12 protein-coding genes are annotated in these 17,159 nt (G+C 40.6%); 3 read left to right on the top strand and 9 right to left on the bottom strand.

Going from position 1 to position 17,159, the window contains the following annotated elements:
* Window positions 1-7 precede the first annotated feature (7 nt).
* A complete protein-coding gene (locus RM553_RS02985; protein ID WP_311533496.1) occupies window positions 8-634 on the bottom strand; it encodes a hypothetical protein in 627 nt (208 codons plus the stop codon).
* Between the two features lie 76 nt (window positions 635-710).
* A complete protein-coding gene (locus tag RM553_RS02980; protein ID WP_311533495.1) occupies window positions 711-1,250 on the bottom strand; it encodes an SRPBCC family protein in 540 nt (179 codons plus the stop codon).
* 212 nt (window positions 1,251-1,462) lie between these two features.
* Here RM553_RS02980 and upp point away from each other — a divergent pair, with 212 nt between their 5' ends.
* Window positions 1,463-2,122, top strand: a complete 660-nt coding sequence (gene upp, locus RM553_RS02975; protein WP_311533630.1) for a uracil phosphoribosyltransferase — start codon at window positions 1,463-1,465, stop codon at window positions 2,120-2,122.
* On the opposite strand, the gene tamL is transcribed toward upp, so the two are convergent.
* Window positions 2,119-4,428, bottom strand: a complete 2,310-nt coding sequence (gene tamL / locus RM553_RS02970) for a translocation and assembly module lipoprotein TamL (protein ID WP_489752710.1) — start codon at window positions 4,426-4,428, stop codon at window positions 2,119-2,121. The genes upp and tamL overlap by 4 nt on opposite strands.
* A gap of 11 nt (window positions 4,429-4,439) precedes the next feature.
* Entirely contained in the window at window positions 4,440-9,458 is a 5,019-nt protein-coding gene (locus tag RM553_RS02965; protein ID WP_311533494.1) for a translocation/assembly module TamB domain-containing protein, read from the bottom strand.
* 493 nt (window positions 9,459-9,951) lie between these two features.
* Here RM553_RS02965 and RM553_RS02960 point away from each other — a divergent pair, with 493 nt between their 5' ends.
* Together RM553_RS02960 and RM553_RS02955 are read left to right on the top strand one after the other, a co-directional pair.
* A complete protein-coding gene (locus RM553_RS02960) occupies window positions 9,952-10,842 on the top strand; it encodes an OmpA/MotB family protein (RefSeq protein ID WP_311533493.1) in 891 nt (296 codons plus the stop codon).
* 149 nt (window positions 10,843-10,991) lie between these two features.
* Window positions 10,992-11,324, top strand: coding sequence for a hypothetical protein (locus tag RM553_RS02955; protein WP_311533492.1), 333 nt, complete (start codon window positions 10,992-10,994; stop codon window positions 11,322-11,324).
* A 54-nt stretch (window positions 11,325-11,378) separates the two neighbouring features.
* On the opposite strand, the gene RM553_RS02950 is transcribed toward RM553_RS02955, so the two are convergent.
* The 5 genes from RM553_RS02950 to RM553_RS02930 all read right to left on the bottom strand — a co-directional run bounded on the left by RM553_RS02950 (window position 11,379) and on the right by RM553_RS02930 (window position 17,097).
* Entirely contained in the window at window positions 11,379-12,764 is a 1,386-nt protein-coding gene (locus RM553_RS02950; protein WP_311533491.1) for an amidohydrolase family protein, read from the bottom strand.
* A gap of 76 nt (window positions 12,765-12,840) precedes the next feature.
* Window positions 12,841-13,263: a DoxX family protein gene (locus RM553_RS02945; protein ID WP_311533490.1), complete on the bottom strand. Its 423-nt coding sequence runs from the start codon at window positions 13,261-13,263 to the stop codon at window positions 12,841-12,843.
* Between the two features lie 67 nt (window positions 13,264-13,330).
* The gene (locus tag RM553_RS02940) at window positions 13,331-14,677 is read right to left on the bottom strand and encodes a GntP family permease (RefSeq protein WP_311533489.1); all 1,347 of its coding nucleotides are present in this window, start codon (window positions 14,675-14,677) and stop codon (window positions 13,331-13,333) included.
* The gene (gndA, locus tag RM553_RS02935) at window positions 14,677-16,584 is read right to left on the bottom strand and encodes an NADP-dependent phosphogluconate dehydrogenase (RefSeq protein WP_311533488.1); all 1,908 of its coding nucleotides are present in this window, start codon (window positions 16,582-16,584) and stop codon (window positions 14,677-14,679) included. The genes RM553_RS02940 and gndA overlap by 1 nt, the downstream gene beginning before the upstream one ends.
* A gap of 9 nt (window positions 16,585-16,593) precedes the next feature.
* A complete protein-coding gene (locus tag RM553_RS02930; protein ID WP_311533487.1) occupies window positions 16,594-17,097 on the bottom strand; it encodes a GreA/GreB family elongation factor in 504 nt (167 codons plus the stop codon).
* Window positions 17,098-17,159 lie beyond the last annotated feature (62 nt).

Below are 17,159 nucleotides of genomic sequence, written 5' to 3'. Positions count from 1 at the left end.
TCCAGGCCTACTGGTTTTTCACCACTATTAAACTGGCTTTAGCACCGGTAAGTAAATTCCATTCCTTGCGGGCAAGCGGTTCACCATTTTCATCAAATACCCGCAGTTCTGCCGTATTGGGACCAGAAGATCCCTGGTTAAGGGCTTCAAATTCTATATTATTCATTCCGCTGACCAAAGTAATAAGAATAGGATGATAACCTGCCCCTAAAGAAATGCTGGGTTCTACAACAGTCCCATTTACTGAAATCCTTACTTTATCGCCATCTACATACTCATGGTCACGACAATACAATTCCACAAATTTGCCACCGGTTTTGAAGTCTCCCAGATATTGGTCATTTTTATACTCTGCTTTGGCTTCTTTATCCTTTTTCCATTTTTTTTCGTAAACGCTTCCAGCGGTAAGCAAATCGTTTTTGGTTTCCCTAAAGTCAAGTTTTTTAGGTTCTTTTTTTAGAAAATCACTTGGTGCATCCTCCTCTTTCTTTAATTTGAAGGCAGGAAAATTACCGGTTTTACTTTCAGAAGCAGCGGGGATAGCCGTTCCGGAGTTTGTGGTTCTTGGAATTTCAATCTGGGCAAAAGCACCTGCTGAAATCAATAATATTAAAAAAGGAATAAAATTTTTCATTGCTTTACTTTATGATAAAATGTACCATAACCTGTATGCTACAAAAATACAGCCAAAATATTTATGCAGAAATTATTCAAAGCTGATCAATGGAAGACAATCTTTCTGAATATTCAGCTTCCAGTTTGTTATAAACAGACCAAAAGCCTTTTGGTTCCAGGTCTTCCAGCCTGTCAGACAAAATATTAAGATGCGTGTGCCATCCTGCACAAATACTTATGAATGTGTTCCTATCCTTTGCCAGGTTGGAATGGGTGAGAAAAAGATGAGTAAGATCTGAGAATCTTCTAAGTTCAAAAGTGACAACAGAGTTCCCACTCCAGGTAAAACTTAATATATCGGGAATCTTTATTTCCCTTATTTTACCTTCTACCACTTCACCATCTGCCTTGTCTTTATATTTCTCCGGAATTGGATCATCTTCCTGTGAAAGGTTTCTATGCTGAAAGATCAATTTTACATTTCCTCCCGGATGCGTGTCCATTTCTCCAGATGCAAGCCAAAGTCCGCGCTTGTCGCTATTTATAAGATATTCCCACACCTCTCCTACTTCGTTGGGAAATTCTCGCTCAAACTTTACTGTTCCCTCATTTTCAATTTTGGCGTACTTCTCCATAAATAAAATATTAGCATTCTGCGCACCTAATATACTAATATTTATAGTTGCTATTGAATAGTCTTTTAACTGAAAATATTTCCTGCTTCAGAAAAATTAATACAGCACTAACTGTTGATTTGACTTTAGAAATAAATAATTATCCAAATTTCTTTGAAAAAACGGGCAGTATTGAAGAACTTGCAGTATTCCTGAAAAAAAGAGTTTATAAAATGACCGTACACCATCTGCTTGAGGAAAATTCCATCGCCAATAAGTTTGTAGCCCAGTTAAGGGACAGTAATATTCAGAAGGACCGGTTAAGGTTCAGAAAAAATATTGAAAGAATCGGAGAAATATTAGGTTACGAATTGAGTAAAAGCCTGGTGTATAATCCAAAAAATGTAAAAACTCCTTTGGGAGAGGCAAAATTAGATTTGCCACGGGATGAAATTGTAGTGTGTTCCATCCTGAGAGCAGGATTGCCGCTCCATAACGGATTGCTAAATTATTTTGACGATGCTGAAAATTCTTTTATTTCAGCTTACCGTCACCATCCAAACAATGATGAAGAATTCCAGATCCTGGTAGAATATCTTGCCTCCCCTTCCCTAGAGGGAAAAATCCTTCTCCTGGCAGATCCCATGCTTGCAACCGGAAGTTCATTTGTTAATGTCCTGGGGGCTCTGGAACCAATGGGCAAGCCTAAAGAAATTCACCTTGTTTCTGTTATTGGTGCCAGTGAGGGAATAGAATATGTAGACAGGGAGTTTCCTGATAATTCCCATTTATGGATTGCCACCATTGATGAAAAGCTAAACGACAAAGGTTACATCGTTCCTGGGCTTGGAGATGCCGGCGATCTTTGTTTTGGACCTAAGCTTCAACACTAAAAAGGATAACCAATAGCAAAGTTAAAGACGGGACTGCCAAAGTCGTAAGTCCAGCGCTCTCCTTCCGGAAGAGAAGGGTCGTGCATTGGAGCGGCAAGATCAAACCTAATAACAAAGCTCTGTATATCTATTCTCAACCCTACCCCTACTCCAATTCCCAGTTCTGTCATAAAATCTGATCCAAATTTACCGTTGGTAAGATAATCATCACTAAGATCGCCCTGTGTACCATCCTCACGGTCGGTTTCCTGTGTGATCCATACATTTCCGGCATCGGCAAAAACGGCACCTTTAAAAAACTGGAAGATTGGAAAGCGATATTCAATATTTCCTTCCAGCCTTAAATTTCCTGTACGGTCAAAATAACTAATCCCATCATCATCCGCAGAATAACTTCCCGGGCCAAGGGAACGGGTTCTGAATGCCCTCACGCTGTAAGGCCCACCAGCAAAGTACTGCTTGATAAAAGGCAGAACTTCAGAATTACCATAAGCATAACCATAGCCCGCAAAAAGCCGTGTGGCTATTTTTTGATCTTTGCCGAAGTTCAAATGATAACGCAAATCAATATCAGTCTTGGCATACTGCGCATATTCCTGCCCAAGAAACTCCTTTGGTTCTTCGTCGCCAGTGCCGGCTAAAAGGCTTATGGTGTTGCCAGCAATATCCCAGGTGTTATTGATGAAAAACTGGTGGGTCTTACCTTCATCCACCATCCCGTTATAGGTAAAGGAATAGGTAAGGCCGGCAATAAACTGCTGCTCAAAACTGCTTTGCAAGAATGGATTATCATCAAGGATCTGCTCAAACTCATCACTGGTATTGCTAAGTTTTGTGTAAGCGACTGAAATTGGGGTGAGCTCATGGGTAATGTACCGGTTGGCGTCCCACAAATAGCCAAAGCTGGCTAATACAGAGCCAAGGGTAAACAAATTACTCCTGTTCATGTAATCAAAGCTAAGACCTACTTTTGTTTTGGGAATGGAATAATCGAACCAGTTTTCATCTATTGAAACAGGAAACAACAGGCGGGGAAAAATAAGGTCTGAGCTTAAACCTAACTGAAGGGTGCTAAGCCCGGTGTTACTACCTCCTGCAATTTGAGCTTCATAACCTACTTTTCCCGTAATATTAAGAATTTCGCCACCTTTAAATAAATTCCTGTTACTGTAGGTTACTGCCAGGGTTGGCCCTGCAAAATTATTTGATTTTGTTACCCCCTGTAATTCTGCACGAATAGACCTTTTATTGAGGGGAGAAAGAAAAATATTGGCTTCCAGCAGCCCCAGGCTGTCTGTGGCTGTAGAATCTATTTCATTATATTGAATATTAACGAATTTGTAAGCGCCAATAGATCCTAACCTGCGGCTGGTATTCCCAGAAGTTTCCGGGCTGTAGAAATCTCCTTCGTCAATTAGAATATAAGGGTCGAGCCGTTTAGGCTTAAAAAATTCTTCATCCCTTATGTAATTTTTATTTTCAAAATGAACTGTATCGAGTTGAAGGGAATCGCTTCCAACGGTATAATGCGGATAAACATTAACTTCTGCTATACGGTAAGGAATAACAGCTTTTGGCGGCACATCTTTTTTTAGCTTCAGGAAAAGGTCAAATTGCTTATTGTCATACTGATTGGTGTCGGCTTCGAAGATTAAAAAACCGGGATTGAAGTTATAATATCCTTTTCCTTTCAGGTAATTATCTATCCTTTCCCTTTCAAGCTTCATTTTAGGCAAATCAAACCTCATTCCTTCTTCAATAGCAGATTCCGGCAAATAATTCTCCATTTCCTGATAAACTAAAAGGGAATCGCTGTCCAGTTTATAATTTTCAAGAAGGTAAGGCTGGGAAAGTTGAGCCCTGTAGAGAACATTGGCTTCTTTATTCTCTTCATCTTCATTAACCTGGCTTCCTACTGAGCTATAAAAAAATCCGCGGTTTTCCAGACGGTTTAAAATAAGGTCCTGAGTATTCACAGTTTCAACATCTGAAAGATAAACCGGTTCCTCACCTATTTTTTTGTTCAGGAATTTATTTATAAAACCTGGATTTTCACGCTGTGCTTTATAATAAAAATATAAACCAGGACGCATTCCCAAGAACTTGGTATTGGGGGAAGGAAGCAAAACCCCCTGCAGTTCACTCCTGATTTCTGACAGGTCCTCAATTTTACTGGTGGTGTCCAACTCCAGCTCTGCACCGGTATAGAGCATTTTGCCTTCCGGAATAAATTTTTCCACGCTACAGGAGTAAATCATGAAAACTGCAAGTAAAACGGGTAATATGTAATGTCTATTTTTTTTCACCTGGCCAATATTTATTCTTCCTGATCCTGATTTTCGTTTAAATTACTGTCTTCGGTTTGATTCTCTTTCACCTGAGTTTCTTCCTCTTCTTTGGCTTTTGCTTTCTCTTCCTGCTGCCTTAAAAGCGCATCCCATAATTCGGAAAACTTGTTGAATTCCTGAGTAAACACCAGGGCAAGGCCACTCACAATTACCTGCCCGTCAATCACATTTTCATACCTGTTTTGGCGGAAACCTTTTAACCTGAACTGTCCATCTTCAGTTAAAAGATACTGAAGGCTCACATTGCCAATTAATGGATTGGTATCCCGGGGGTCGCTGTTTGCGCCTTCAATGTCTACTTCACTTCCTACACGAACGATAAGGCGGTCATCAAGGAACCTTTTTTGAGCGGCTATATCCAGCTCTGTTCTTTGTTGCGGGGCATTTCCCTGGTAATCTGTGTAACTATCTAACCCAAAATCAAGTTCCAGCCCTGTATCTCCCAGTAATTTATCTGAAAACATGTTCAACTGATCGGAAAGTGCCTGGTTTAAATTGTCCCTGGCCATAGTGGCAATACCACCAGAAGTTCCGGCAGAACCGGCATCAGGATAAAAACGGTTGAGAACAAGTAGCGAAAACACCTGTTTATTAAGCTCCTGTTCCTGTTTGTTAAGTTGCTGGACCCTGCCATACACCTGTCCCCCAATTGCCCCCTGTTCTTCTTCAGGCATATCCAATCCAAAAGAAAGCCGTGGATGGGTAAGTTCTCCTTCTATATTCAAGTAGACAAGAAAAGGTAGTTCCTGCTGATATTTATTTCTTTCATTTACATCTATTCCGGAAATCTGCGAAGCCATTAGGGCACTGGCAGAAGTTTCCACATTATACCTTGCCCTAATATCCAGGCCGGCGTTGTAAGCATCGCCATACCAGGTGACGGTACTTCCTTCTACAATTTCAAACCTTCTTGTTACAAGATTATAAAGGCTCATCTCATAAAAGCCATCACTCATCTCATATCTTCCGGTAAGGGTGGTCCTTCCGTTTGGAGAAATATTCATGTTGAGCTCTCCCTCTCCCTGAACCTGGAATTCATCACCTGTTTCAGGATTAATGATAATGCTGAAAACAGCCTCTTCATTCACATTTACCAGGGCGTCTATATTAACTCCCGAAACCACCGCTGTTTCCTCTTCAGTTTGTGTGAGAATAGCATCAGGGTTTTCTTTGTTTACAAAAACCACAATTCCATCCCTTTGCTGCATTTGAAGCTCAGATTCCGGAATAACATAAGTTACATTGGTTTCAGAGCCAATATCCAGTTCCATGTCCAGCTTTGGCAGATTTAGGTCTCCTGTTAAGGTGGCGTCAACATCAAAAACAGCAGTCCCATAGAAAAGGTCATTATCCTCTTCATTAGAATTAAGAGCCTGGAAGTTATTTGCTTTTATACTTAAATCAAAAGCGGGATTTAGTAAATCTTCCGTATTAACATCCCCATCCAGAACCAGCGCATTATTATCTACATCCTCTATTCTGAAATTATTAAAATAGAGGCCATCGTTATTAAAGCTTAGCGTTTCACTGGGTAGAGTAAACGGCGCATCCAGCATGGCTACGGTAAAGGTGGCCTCATCAAAATTCAGCTCACCATCGTAATTTGGGCTTGCTGTGGTGCCGCTAATATTCACTTCTCCTGAAAAACTGCCTTCCCCACTGCTTACCGCGCCCATGGAAAATCCTGCCAGGGCAGACATTTGCACCCTTTGAAGGTCCAGCTTCATATCTAACCGGGCGGTAGTATCCTGTGCTTTATAGTTCCCGGCTAATTCCATATCTACTTCTCCTCCACTTGTGGCCAGGCCAAAATCGTAGTTTTGGTTGCCAAGGGATTCCCCGTTAAGGCTTAGGGTGCCCATATCAACATTTAGCATGTTAAATTCGTTCACCTCCAAATCTGCCAGAATTCCGGTACTGCCAAAAGGCTCCTGCAGTACAAACTCTCCATTCATCCTGCCGGTTGCAAGAGTATCAGTCGGGTTAAGATATGTTAGTAAGGTAGCCAGTTTAAAGCTCGAAAATGTAAGGGCGAGATGATCTTCCTCCACATCCGGCAGCTCATTGGTAATAGCAAATTCCTGCTCATTCCTGTTTATGCGGAAATTATTAAACCTGGCAGATTTTTCTGCAAACAAAGCTTCGTTATCTGCCGGGATATTCCATTGATTTCTGTTGAAAATAAGCTCTTCAGGATTTAAATGTATCCTTACGGTGTCATTTTCTTTAGAAGTTTCGGTCTGTACATGAACAAGCTGTTCTCCATCATAAAATGATTTAAAATCCATGTATAGCTTTTGATTCTCAATATTTCCATCAAGAATGGTTTCCCTTATATCAAGAGGCCCAGCTGCAAGGGAATTAAAGCCAAGGTTAAAATCAAATTTCCCCGGTCCGGAATCCAGGTCAAGCTGAAGGCTATCTACCTCGATGCCGGCATAATTTACGAACGGGACTTTGACGTAAGCGGTAAGTAGCCTTTCCCTTTCATCAAAACTAACGTTAAGATCTATGGTATCCAATTCTTCAAGGCTGGTTAGAAAAACTTCCCGCATAATGGGTGCAGGAATAATTTTACCCCTCATTTCCAGTTCCACAGGTTTTTTTAAAGTATCCGGCACTTCAACATCATCGGTAAGATAGCGACGGTAATGCCTGATAATAGCATCCATAAAACCTGCCGGATTGGTATTGGAATTTAGCCTGAGGTCCAGCATTTTATTGTCTACAGCCATAGCGGTACTGTCGGGAGTTACAAACGCCGCGGCACCAAAATCACCCAGGAGGTAACTCTCATTATCGTAGACCACCACTCCGTCTTTAATACTGGAAATTACCTGGAAACCATCAGCAGTGCCCTCATAAATTCCCCTTAAGCGAAAAGCTGTTCTTATTTCCCTTTGCGATAATCCCAGTTTGGTAAGATCTGCTCCAATCACATTAAGATTCAAATCTACAACGGGAGAAACTGAGTCGAGCAATACGTTCGCTGAAAGTTCAGCGTTTAAATTATCATCTTTATAATCTGAAGTAATAGTTCCTTGCCCGTCATTGATATCCCCTTTAATTGTAAGGTCTTCAATGGCATAATTATTATAATGAAAACTGGAAATTGTGGTTTGCAAATTAGCGTCCAGGCTGTTCAAATCTTTTCCTTCCCCTGAAGCGGTAAGAGTTAGGTTAAGTGCGCCTAATTGTTCGTTTTTCAGGATTTTTCCCAACTGTAAACTATCCACTTTAAGATCGGCATCAAAGGCAATCTGCTCCCTGTTAAGGAAACTGCCATCCAGGTTTATGTTTCCTTCAGAAGTGTTTAATCTTGCGGAAGCCGTTATATTATCTGTATTCCCTCTTAAATTGGCAGTGAGAAGGATATTCTGCGGAAGGCTTACTCCAAGGCTGTCTTCCTCTATAATTTTTCCAAGATCTGCTTTGGTACTGCTAATCCTGATCCCTGGAAAATCAAAATACATACTTTCCGGATTTGTAGGATTTTTGATACTTCCGCTGGCGGAAAGGCTTGTGTTATTTCCCCAGTAAATTGTGGTGGAAGGAATTTGCAGGTAAGCAACCGGCCCTTCTATTTGAAGGCTTCCCGTTAGCATTTTTTTGCTGAGATCTACCAGGTAAGGATTCTCTTTTAGTGCAGGTTGAAATTTGAACAATTCGCCCAAAGCGATTTCGAAATGACTTAGATCTGCTGCCATTTCAGCGTTTTCCGGATTATTTATTAAGCTGTCCATACTTTCGTATTCCGCAGTAAAACCTCCTTCAAGAATATTATTATTTGCCGCAAATTTAAGATTTGAAAGCCTCAGCATTTTATCGGTGACTTCAAGATCAAAATTGAGCGCATTAAAATCAATCCCTGAAGCTTCCGTAAACTGAAGTTTATTAAGGTTCAACCCGGCAGATTTACCTTCCAGGTAAATATCGCTTCCTTCCAGTGTAAAATTATTTATAGCTATGGCATTAGGATTAAACTCCCCTTCTTTAGGAATTGCGCCATTTACCATATAAGTAATCTCATTGTTCTGAAGCAATAACTCGTCAACATTAACTTTCCATTCCGGCCACTGGAAAGATTCATTCTGTGCTGCAGGTTCTTCTGCTGCAGCAACTTCTCCTTGAGTTTCTTCTTTTCCGGTCTCTTCCATTTCAAGGCGCACAAAAGAATTTTCAAAAAGGAAAGAGTTAATGTCAATAGTATTATCGGCCAGGTCCATTATGGCATCATCGCTGTTTAAATTCTGAATGTTTAATACCGCCAGCATGCCATCAGGAATAGATTGATACCTTCCGGAAACATCTGTGATTTTAATGGAGTTTACCGAAATAAAAGGCATAGGACTCTCTTCCTCGTTTTCGCTGGGTGGAGAGGGTTTGGTTTGGATATATTTAAAATTGGTATTGGAAAGACTGAAATCCCCGACTTTAAAAACCATATTCTCCATATCGGTCTCCTCCATCTCCAGTTGCAGTTCCTCCAGCAGAATTTTACTGTCAATTCCCGTTACATCATCTTTATAGGTAATATTAAAATTGGAAAAATTAAAGTCGCCTAAACTAAGATTCATAGGAGCTGAAGTGGTGTCCTGGGCAGTAGACGTGGTATCTGCCGGTGCCAAAGCGTCTATGAGAAATTGAAAATTATAACCTTCAATGGAATCTTTTCGGGTAATATTGGCTGTAAGCCCGTTCCAGTCTACTTCATCAATTCCAATTTCATTTCCGCTTATAATTGGCCACAGGGGTATATCGGCTTCAAGAGAATTGGAATACACAAGAGTGTCTCCCTGTTTATCTTCCAGGTAAAGCCCTTCTATGCTTATACCCCCGGAAAAGGTAATAAACAGCTTGTCTACATTTATTACCGTGTTTGTTTTTTCTGATAAATTGGAAATAAATTTATCCTTTATAATTCCCTGCCCCCAGGGACTGCGGATAAAAAGTATAATAAGGAGTAATAGAATAAGAATCCCTGCCAATATTTTAGCAAAGATTTTCAGGGATTTTATGAGTATTCTTTTAGTCTTTTTCAAATTAATCAAAAGTGCGACTTCAAATTTATCTTAATGGCAGGGGAATACGAAGTTTTAAAAGTTTATATTTTGCCAAGGTTAAATAAAATTATGTTAAATCTGTATGCAGCTCATTGATAGTTGCTGTTTCAGGAGCTTCAAAACTTAAGATTTTTCACCTTTAGCTTCGATACCTAAACTGTGGCATTTTTTCACACTTTTTAGTCCGAATCCACAGACAGCCATCGAATCTACCACATTTGGTTGTAATCCTGCTTTCTGTTCTTAAATCAAAAGGAAACCGAGCTAAAAGTCCCGCTATCAAGCTCTTATTGCAGGTTCACATTCTAATCGGAAGATTACGAAAGCTGTTTTGTTAACTGCATGGCATTATTCTGGAAAAGGATGGTGTGTAACTCGATCTAAAAAACAGAGTAAGAGTTTAACTTAAATCTTTATTATGAAAAAAACTATCGCACTTACCGTTTTATCTGCCGCTATGTTTACTTCTTGTGTTTCCAAGAAAAAATATGTGGCACTGGAAGATAATTTAAATGATACCAGAAGTGAACTTCAAAAAACACGAGTGGCCAAAGAAGAAATAGAAGGAAAATACAATGCTATTGAAGCACGTGTAGCCGACTATAATGCAAAAATCAATTCCCTGAGGGAATCCAACAATGAGAAGCTGGAAATAAATGATCTCACTGCTATGTCTAACAAGAATAAGCAGCAGATGAGGGCAACCATAGCCAAAATGGATCCTGAAAAAGTTCAGGGAGCTGAAACTTTGGAGGATTCCATTAACCTGGCTGTTTCCTATAATCTCAAAAATTCTATTTCTGAAGGGGCCGATGATGAGGATATCGATATTAGCGTAGATGAAACCGTGGTAATGATCAACGTTTCAGATAAGCTTCTTTTTAATAGCGGGAGTTACCGTGTGAGCAACAAAGCCAATGACCTTTTAAAGAAACTTGCAGATGTTATTAAATCTGAGCCTACAATGGAAGTAATGATCGAAGGCCATACGGATGACAGGACTATGGTCGAAAATTCTTATTTGCAGGACAACTGGGACCTTAGCGTTCGCCGCGCAACTGCAATTGTTCGCCTTCTTCAGGATAAGTATGGAGTTTCTCCTGAAAAGCTAATCGCAGCGGGACGCAGTAGTTATGCTCCTCTAGTTGAAAATGATTCTAAAGAAAATATGGCTAAAAACAGAAGGACAAGAATTGTAATTATTCCTAACCTGGATAAATTTCTTGCAATGCTTGATTCTGAACAATCCGTAGCCCAGCAGACGCAGCAAAATAATGAATTGGGAAATGAAACTGCTTTAAAGCAATAGTTCCTCAATTCTAAATTTATATTAATAACCAAGGAAAGCTGTAATGGCTTTCCTTTTTGTTTATCAGCTTTAACGAGACTTTAACCCCATTAAACTGGAAGAAGTTTTCGTATTCCTTAAATTTAAGGGAGAACTTAAAATCCAAAATTATGAAGAAGGAAGTGAACAGACCGGAAGAAGAAAGCACAAAGAAAAAACCTGATGACCTGCCTTATAATCCAGATGTGACAAAAGAAGATAAACAGGCCCTAAACGAAAAAGGCCGAAGCATGAACAAAGGGCAGGATAAGGAGCTGGACCGTGACCGGCCGGTAGATTTTACCGCGAAAGACCTGGATATCCCGGCCAGTAATGATAATCTTCCGGACAGCGATAAAAATCCAAATCCCGATGAACAAAACTTTCAGTTTAATGAACGCGGGGCACGGCCAGAGAGAGATAAAGCCAAAGATCATCCAGATTCAGAAACAGAGAGGCCTTAGTGCCTAAATAATACCTTGATTATTAAAGGGAGGAATTGCAGTTTCCTCCTTTTTTTATTGCTTAAGCTCTTTAGAGAAGCGGTTAAAAGCTTCTTTTGCCTTTACAAGCAGCTGTACTCTGTTAGCTCCAACAAGTTCACCGTCTCTTTTTAAAATTTTTCCACTTACGGAGACAAATTCCACATTCTCTGGTTGGGCTGCTTCTGTTACTAAATGATAAGGCATATTGCCGGTAGAGAAATTGAGGTCATCTTTTCGCAACAAGATTAAATCGGCCTGCTTTCCAGGCGTAATAGAACCGGTTTTATTCTGAATTCTCTGGATATTTGCGGCATCTATGGTCGCCATCTTCAGCAATTCCTGCGGAAGAAGTTCAAATTCACTCCTGGCTTCAGCATTTGCAATATTTTGAAGTACTTTCATCACCCCGAATAAATCAGCATTTCCTGAAAGTGCAGTGGTGTCTATTCCTATTCCCAGGTTCACATTTGCCTTTCTAAACCTGTTAATTTGCGGAAATCCGAAACCTATCCGCATTTCAGTATAAGGCGTCATGGTAATAAAAGCTCCCGATTGTGCTACTTTGGCAATCTCTTCATCGGTAACAACATTAGCATGTATAATATTAACATCCTGGGCTAATAAACCTTTGGCATATAATTTTTCGATATGTCCTTCCTGGTTTATGTGTATTGTAATTGGCAATCCCAGTTCTCTTGCCTTTTGCCAGTCTTCTTCAAGAAAAGGAGAATTTACAGATCGTGCTCCGAGCCCCAGGCTAATATTATGATATTTTTTATTCCCGGAGATTTGCTCATAAACCTGCCTGATGCCGTCCCAATCAGTGGGAGTATTTGATGACAAATCCCGGTAGCCGCTATAAGCAACATGCCCTCTTATCCCCATTTTGGCCAGGGCATCAAAACTTGCCATTACAAATTCAGGGCTACGGGCATTATGATTAAAATCGTTTACACAGGTTATACCAGAATTTATGGCTTCAGCGGCGGCATATTCCGCAGCAAGTTTCATGTCTTCCGGCGTATAGAGCTTACTAAAGCGTTCTGTCATTTTAAAATATCCATTTTCCTTTGTATCCCCAGCCATACTTCTTAATAAAGATGTCCATAAATGCCAGTGATTGTCAATAAGGCCCGGCATTAAAATAGCACCAGAAGCTTCAATTACCTCCAGGTTTTTAGGAAAATCGGCATCATTTTTAGAAATCTCTTTAATTATTCCATCTTCAACTAAAACAGAAGCTTTTTCAAGATAGCCGGTTTCAGCATCCATAGAAATTACCCGGGCATCTTTAATAAGAAAACTGGAAGTTTCCTGTTTTTCTGCTCCGGACTCAAAATTTAAAATGCCTGAAGGTAACAATCCCGAGGCCGAGAAAGCACCGGCTTTTTTAAGAAATTCTCTCCGTACTAATTTCATTTTCACATCTTTTTTATAAAATAGAATATTTATGGAAAAAATTCCCTTAAACAAAATTTAAAACAGAAGCCTGGGTTTACTTCTTCCTTTTTATAAGGAAAAAATGGTCAAGCGAGTATTTTCCGCCCCCGGTAACAAGAAGCAGTAAGAAACAAATAAGATATAAAAGTGGCAATTCCTGCCTTCCCCAACCATCTGGTACGTGAACAACAAAAGCCGCTACTGCCATGGTAATTATTATAGGAATACTAGCCAATCTCGTAGCAAACCCAAGAATAATGAGGATAGCGCAAACAAATTCAGCAAAAACCGCAAAAGTAAAGCTTGTTACCTGCCCAAGGCCCACCGGGTCCATAAAGGCAATTTCTTCTTCCCCAAAAAAAGTAATAAGTTTTGGCACTCCGTGTGCCAGCATTAAGGCCGATATTCCTATCCTGAAAATTAGCAGGCCAATATCAATTTGTTTTAGATTAAGCGAGGTAGTGTAAGTAGTTTGCATATGACTTTTTTGAAAAGATACAGAATTTTATCCATTTTAAATGAAAGCAGGATTCTGCAAACTAAAATCACACCACATACCACATGAGCAGTGACATTCCCAATCCTACAAAAGCTATAATAGTGGTCATTACCGTCCAGGACCTGAAGGTTTGCTTTTCGGTTAAGTTGAGATACTGGCCCACCAGCCAGAAACCACTGTCGTTTACATGAGATAATACTGATGCACCGGCTGCAATGGCTATTACAATTACGGAAACCTGGCTTATGGAATAAATGTCTCCCGCAAGTACAGGAGATGTAATTCCTGCAGCGGTTATCATAGCCACCGTAGAAGAACCCTGGAGGATCCTTACCAATGCGGCAACTATAAACCCAAAGATCACAGGGTTAAAAAAGCTGTTGTTTAAGCCTTCTGCAATCATTTCTCCCGCCCCTGTGTTAATAAGGATTTGTTTAAAAGCGCCGCCAGCTCCGGTAAGAAGGATAATTATTCCGGCAGCCTGAAATGATTTTGTTGCCACTTCCAATAAATACTCCTTTTGCATTCCCCGCCTCACCCCAAGAAAATACCAGGCGATGAGATTGGCTATTATCAATGCTGAAAATGGATGGCCCACAAGAGCAATAATGTACAACACACTTTCCGGAATAGCTGTGCTTTCCAAAAGCGGACTTCCCACGAGTGTATTGATAACAATTAATAGTATTGGGATAAAGATAATGGCGATAATAAGGCCTGGTGATGGCGCCGCATTTTCGTCATAATCATCTTTATCTTCAAATACATCTGGTGCAATAAAAATCCTTTTCGATATATATTTTGAAAATAAGGGTCCGCTAATAATGGCGGCAGGTATTCCTGCTATAAACCCAAAAACAATCACCCATCCAAGATCTGCCCCAAGGATGTCTGCCACGGCAATAGGCCCTGGTGTTGGAGGGATAAAAGCATGAGTAATGGCAAGGCCGGCAAGTAATGGCAAGGCATACAACAACAAAGATTTACCCGTTCTTTTACTTAAGGCATAAGTAACGGGAACGAGAATAATAAAGGCAACATCAAAAAACACCGGGATGGCAACCGCAAAACCTGTAACCATCATGGCCCAGGGTGCGTTCTTCTCCCCAGTTTTATTCAGCAGGTAAGAAGCTAATCTTTTTGCCCCACCAGATTGTTCCAGGATTCCCCCAAACAGGGCACCCAAGCCTACTACTGTGGCTACAAATCCCAGGGTGCTCCCCATGCCTTCCCTCATGGTCTCCAGGATGTCTGATGCCGGCATCCCGGCAAGAATGCCAACCGCTATGCATACAATTAATAACGCCAGAAAAGCCTGTATCTTCACCTTTAGGATAAGGAAAAGTAACAGCGCAATACCAATTAAAACTGCAGAAAGTAATTGTATATCCATTAATTATCCAGCCATTCTGTATGAAAAAATTCTCCCCGCGGCTTATCGGTACGCTCATAGGTATGTGCGCCAAAGAAATCCCGTTGTGCCTGAATCATATTTGCTGAAGATTGTGCAGAAGTGAAATTGTGAAGGTAATTAATTGCTGAAGACATAACCGGCATGGGAAATCCAGAATTCAAAGCTTTACCTACAATTTTACTTAGATGTGGCTGATAATCTTGTATGTTATTTGAAATTTTTTCATTCATTAAAAGGTTTTCTGAAGGAGTATCTCTTAAAACATCAATTAAATCCTGCATCAGTTGTGACCGGATAATACAGCCATTGGTCCAGATGCGGGCGATTCCTGATAAATTGAGATTCCAATTATAGGCAGAAGAAGCTTCCAAAAGCAAATCAAAACCCACCGCATGGTTAATAATGCTCCCGGCTTTATAAGCTTTGAACAGTTCATTAGAAATTTCTTCCACAGTGGTAAATTGCTTCTGGCTGTTTCCATAGATTTCCATGGCTTTTTGTCTTTCGGCCTTTCTTCCAGAAATATTCCTGGCCAAAACTGCTGCCGTTATGGTATCTAATGGCACTCCAAGTTCCAGTGCGGCATTGGTAGACCAGCCACCTGTACCTTTTTGCTTGGCGGCATCCAGGATCTTATCAATAAGAAAAGCATCACCTTCCATTTCCCTTAGAATATCCACGGAAATTTCCAGAAGAAAACTCTTCATTTCCCGGTTCCAGTTTTCAAAAACTGCAGCTATTTCTTCAGGTTTGGCCTTGGCTCCAAACCTCATTAAATGATAAGCTTCGGCTATAAGTTGCATTTCCCCGTATTCAATGCCATTATGAAGCATTTTCACAAAATGCCCTGCTCCGTTTGGCCCAACATGGGTACAACAAGGGTCGCCATTTTTATCTTTAGCAGCTATGGTTTCCAAAGTGCCTCCTACCCTACTGTAAGCCTGGTCTGAGCCTCCGGGCATAATTGACGGGCCTTTCCTGGCACCTTCTTCCCCTCCGGAAATTCCGGCTCCCATAAAGATGATTCCTTTTTCTTTTAATTCTTTCTCCCTTCTAATTGTATCTTTATAATGGGAATTCCCCCCATCTATAATCAGGTCGTCTTCTTCCAAAAATGGCAGCAGACTTTCAATTACCATATCTACGGCAGGGCCAGCATTTACCATTAGAATCATATTCCGTGGCCGCTCCAGGCTTTTTACGAATTTCTCCATATTATCAAACCATGGGAAATCGTAGATTGATTTATTTTCGGTTGCGAAATTTTTGGCAATATCTACTTCCAGCTCCTCCACATGCCTGTTAAATACCGAAACATCCACTCCCTTTGTGGCAAGGTTAATCGCAAGGCTTTTACCCATTACGCCAAGGCCAATAAGCCCTACAGGGGCTTTGCTACTGCCTTTAATTTTAGCCATAATAGAAGCCATAATTTCTTCAACAGAACCATCTACATTTATATGAAAGCCATATTTTGGCATTTCCAGCGTATCGAACTGGGATTTAAGCAATTCCGGTTTAAAATAATGGTCTTTCCTGGCTGAAAGCCGTTTGTGTATAACTTCATATTCGCTATGAAGAAAGATCCAGGTGATATGTTCTTTGGGTACCGACTGCAGTTGTACGCGGTATTTTTCTTTTAAAGCAGAACAGGCCAAAACGGCACCTTCTCCCTTTTCCCATTCCGAAATTTTTGAAGCAAGGCTCTCCAGCCATTCTTTACGGTCACTATCTTCCAGGGCGATGCCGTTCTTCATTTTTTCACGGTTAATGCTGGGATGAAAATCATCGGCATCATAAAAAGGTAAATTTAGTTCTTCTGCCAAAAGCCGGCCAATAGTGGTTTTACCCACTCCCGAAACTCCCATTACAATATAAACCTGCATAATATTTTACTAATTATAGTTAATCTTCTGTACTTTAAGTTTCCTCACCTCTGGGCCTAATTTAAATTCTGCCGTCTCCCCTGCTTTCTTACCGGTAAGCGCCCTGGCGATTGGTGCTACAAAGGCAATTTTCCTGTTCTTCACATTTGCTTCATCCACTCCTACAATCTGGAATTTCTGCTCCTGATTTTTATCCAGGTCCAGGTATTCCACTTCAGCTCCAAACCTCACCTCGTCCTGTGCCTGTTCCTTTGGTTGCAATACACGCGCAGAATTAATACGCTCGTTCAAAAGCTTCAATTTTCCATCAATCACTGCCTGAGCCCTTCTTTTTTCCGTTTCATCTTTCATGTTAAGGGAAGCCCGTTCCTGTTCCAGTTCCTTCTTCTCTTCCTGCAGTTGCTGCATTCCTGCTGGCGTCACGTAATTAGTGGCGCCGGCGGGCAAGGCTGCTCTTGGCGGAATAATGGGCGCTTCTTCCTGGTCTTCTTCTTTTACAAATCCTCTGCTCATGCTTTGTTTGAATATGAATTTAACAAGTTAATCAAATTTTCCTGAGAATAAATGTAAAGCCG

It is taken from the genome of Autumnicola tepida, assembly GCF_031846485.1.
Classification (GTDB): Bacteria; Bacteroidota; Bacteroidia; order Flavobacteriales; family Flavobacteriaceae; genus Autumnicola; species Autumnicola tepida.
This window is presented reverse-complemented; position numbering and strand designations above follow the sequence as displayed.